Annotated in this window: 3 protein-coding genes; 2 read left to right on the forward strand and 1 reads right to left on the reverse strand. The window is 40.0% G+C overall.

What is annotated here, in order from left to right; all coding sequences use genetic code 11:
* Both AC4II3_RS32090 and AC4II3_RS32095 read left to right on the forward strand, forming a co-directional pair.
* On the forward strand, positions 1-1,079 hold a 1,079-nt coding region (locus AC4II3_RS32090), incomplete at its 5' end, for a glycosyltransferase family 2 protein (protein WP_488016998.1).
* A gap of 1 nt (position 1,080) precedes the next feature.
* The gene (locus tag AC4II3_RS32095; protein WP_488017000.1) at positions 1,081-2,064 is read left to right on the forward strand and encodes a glycosyltransferase; all 984 of its coding nucleotides are present in this window, start codon (positions 1,081-1,083) and stop codon (positions 2,062-2,064) included.
* Positions 2,065-2,515: 451 nt separating this feature from the next.
* On the opposite strand, the gene AC4II3_RS32100 is transcribed toward AC4II3_RS32095, so the two are convergent.
* Positions 2,516-2,770 carry a hypothetical protein gene (locus AC4II3_RS32100; RefSeq protein WP_488017002.1) on the reverse strand — a complete coding sequence of 85 codons (255 nt, stop codon included), beginning with the start codon at positions 2,768-2,770 and terminating at the stop codon, positions 2,516-2,518.
* Between the last annotated feature and the right edge of the window lie 308 nt (positions 2,771-3,078).

Raw genomic sequence — 3,078 nt, forward strand, 5'->3', positions numbered from 1 at the left:
TCCCTACTCCCTACTCCCTACTCCCTACTCCCTACTCCCTACTCCCTACTCCCGACTCCCTATTCCCTATTCCCTTTGCTAAAATGACCCAAATATCCTTAATTATTCCAGTTAGAAATAGGCAACACTATACTCAGACTATTCTGAGTCAAATTTTTCAGCAAATTCCTAAAGCAAATACCGATAATACTTCAGTTATCTCAGTCATCATAGTAGATGATGCTTCCACAGATGGCACCAGAGAAATGATTAGACGTCAATTTCCCAATGTTTACTTAATTGAAGGAGATGGCAATCTTTGGTGGACAGGTGGGATTTGTCTCGGCATGAACTATGCCATAGATAAATTAGACTCCGATTACCTAGTGTGGCTAAATGATGATATTTTTCTGTCAGACAATTTCCTTAACAACCTGATTGATAGTTGTCAGTCTCCACTGTACAATAATACAATTGTTGGGGGTATTGTCCGGGATAAAACCTATTCCGATTGGATTGTGTTCAGTGGCATGTATAAAAAACAGCCAATTCGGAGTATGGATTATTTTGCGACAGCAGAGGCTAGGTCAGTCGATACCCTAAATGGTAATATAGCTATCATCCCCAGAGCAGTCGTGGATAAAATTGGATTTCCAGATGCTGATAGATTCCGGCATTACGGCGGTGACTTTGAGTTTGTTAGTCGTGCTAATAAATCAGGCTTTAACGTGATTTTGTCAAGTAAACTCCAAGCCACTACTGATTATAATGTAAATGACTTGATTCGTTATATGCCCCCTTTACTACAATGGTATCTCCAACCGAATGCAGCCAAAAGACTACAGATTTTGAAAGGATTCACTACTTTAAAGTCAAATTATAATATCTGGCATATGGTCAATATAATTTATCAAGACTCACACCATGTCCCTTTCTGGAGGTATGCTATTTTATATGTTAGGCAAGTTATTAAACTGTTAGTCAGTGATTTTTTCCTAAAAAATCAAACCGAAACAACTCTCAAAAACTATTTGAAGCAGCAAAATGCTCCAGAAGAAACTATTCAGGGGCTAATGAACTACAGAACTAAGTCAATATAATATGGTTTTAATATCTATAATTATACCAGTTTATAATGACGAAAAAACTATCAAACAGACTATTGAATCTGTTTTAAATCAGACATTTACTGATTTTGAAATAATTGTCATTGATGATGGCTCCCAAGACTCGACATGGCAAATAATTTCTAGCATCAAAGATGATAGATTAAAAATTTTTTCCTATCCCAATGCTGGCGTCAACCGAGCCCGTAATCGTGGATTATCCCATGCTTCAGGGGACTATATTGCGTTCCTAGACGCCGATGATCTCTGGCATCCGGATAAATTAGAGTTCCAGTTAAACGCCTTACAAGCAAACCCCCAAGCCGCCGTTGCCTATAGTTGGACAAATTACATCGATGAATCAGGTCAGTTTTTGCGGCGAGGTAACCATATCACTCTCAATGGTAATGTTTATCCTCAGCTGTTGCTAACTGATTTTTTGGAAAATGGTTCTAACGTCTTAATTCGTAGGAAAGCATTTGACACAGTTGGTCAATTTGATGAATCCCTAACCCAAGCAGAAGATTGGGATATGTGGCTGCGGCTCGCAGCTGATTATCCTTTTGTCGCTGTACCATACCCACACATTTTATATCGAGTCTCTGCTAATTCAGCCTCTTCTGATACTTCCAAGATGGAAGCAGGTTGTTTACAAGTAATTCAACGAGCCTTTGCTGCTGCTCCTGATTCTCTACAATATCTGAAAAAGCACAGCCTCGCTAACCTGTATAAGTACCTAATTTTCAAGGATCTTGAATCATTTTCACAACGACACAAAACCCTAGCCACACTGCGATTTCTTGGCCATACCCTCAAACATGATCCAAGCTTATTACTGACCAAGGTTACCTTAAAAGTATTGCTGAAAATTATCCTATTACTTATATTACCTGCTGCTCAGTCTACTGCATTACTGAATCGATTTCCAAAATTGTTTAATACTAGCACTATTCTGGGATATCTACGAACAAAACCTTAGAGGGGTGCATCGTAAGCATTCAGCTATTAGCTATCAGCTATCAGCATTCAGCTATCAGCTATTAGCTATCAGCTAATGCGCTACATCACAGGCTTCTAGCCTGTGCCACGCAAGCTACTTGAGGTGCTTTTGAATAAGCGATGCAGTCGCTCCCCATGAGCGACTGCATCAAGACAACAAGTAAGCATTGCTTTAATCTCTGTTACGTCAGCTGACGGCACCTCAAGCAGCGTGAGCTTTTAGCTGACGGCTGACGGCTGACGGCTGACGGCTGAATGCTAACCTTCAACCTGCTAACCTTCAACCTACTAACCAAAAAAATAGCCGCAGAAATAGTTTCCACGGCTAGCAATTTTCGACTATGCACTCAATTTTCTGACCAATTTGTTCGCGTAGCGAACAGACCGGAGCCTTTGCCCTGGGGGGAAAACCCCCCCATAATTTTAAGGTGTTAACGCCAAATCCAATATCTCCTCATTATCGTAATAAATTGCCCTGGAATTCCAGTAGGTTGAAGAGGACTCCAATCCGAAAGCTGTGCATAGCCCATGGCATTAAGGATATGCATGGTATGGCTTATTTGCTGGCGAGTTCCCTTAAGAATATACGGAACAAGGAATTCTTTTTCGGAAAACTCCTCAGGAGTAATCTTCAGAGTGATATCCTCTGGATTATTGTCTGAATTTGGCAGAAAATTGTGATGCATAGTCGAAAAGTTGTTTTTAGGATTATAACTATAATCATAATGATTACAAAATAGTTTGTCAAGGGTTTTTAGATTTTTTTTGCGGGGTAATTTAAAGCAAACGAGGGAATCGGTAATCGGGAATCAGTAAAAAATCGGAAGCGTTCGCGTAGCGTGACCAAAGGTCAATCGCGTAGCGTGACTTTGGGAAATCGCGTTTTTTTTAATTAAAATTACCGATAAAATTGGTTAGATAAAATTGTAATAATAAGTTAGCGTTCGCGTAGCGTGACCAAAGGTCAATCGCGTAGCGTGACTTTGGGAAATCG

The organism is Moorena sp., assembly GCF_982860115.1.